This window comes from Loigolactobacillus binensis (genome assembly GCF_005405165.1).
GTDB lineage: Bacteria > Bacillota > Bacilli > Lactobacillales > Lactobacillaceae > Loigolactobacillus > Loigolactobacillus binensis.
Window position 1 is genome coordinate 1 of the sequence record NZ_BJDN01000082.1, and the last position, 581, is coordinate 581.

The 581-nt window shown below is 34.8% G+C and carries 1 protein-coding gene; it reads right to left on the reverse strand.

The window, feature by feature from the left end:
- Positions 1–198: 198 nt before the first annotated feature.
- Positions 199–543, reverse strand: a complete 345-nt coding sequence (locus tag FFM78_RS13685) for a type II toxin-antitoxin system PemK/MazF family toxin (RefSeq protein WP_001748110.1) — start codon at positions 541–543, stop codon at positions 199–201.
- Between the last annotated feature and the right edge of the window lie 38 nt (positions 544–581).

The window sequence follows — 581 nt, forward strand, 5'->3', positions numbered from 1 at the left end:
AAAAAGATATAAATTGCACCAGGCCAAGAAAATACAAAAACACAAGGGACATTGAGAAGCTAGTATAGAAAACTATGTGTTGCATTTTAGGGCCTATAACTATCAATCACCCCTCAAAAACATTGAAAGAATAACCCCTAACATCTATATTATAGATGTTAGGGGTTATTTGTCATTATATACTAAAAATAACTTCTTCTATTTGTCATCAATACTAAACAATAATTTGTACAAAGTGATTATTTCTTCTAGTTCTTCACGCGATACATGATCGACAATAGTTTCATCAGTGACATGTCTTGCCCGTAAATCTAAGGCTATGGTTTGATCTAATAATACTTTTCCATATACTGTTTGACTACTAGTTAGTCGATGATACATTGGAAAATTACGCTTGGTACTGCTAATTGGAGCCACAATCGTCATGTTACTTGTCTGACAGACTAGATCATTGCTTAGCGCAATGGCTGGTCGCTTATTCATCTGTTCATGACCACGGCTTGGATTAAAGTTAACATAAAATATATCACCTTGGCTTACCATTGAAGTTCATTACCTTCTGACTTTCCCCAATCAAGCTC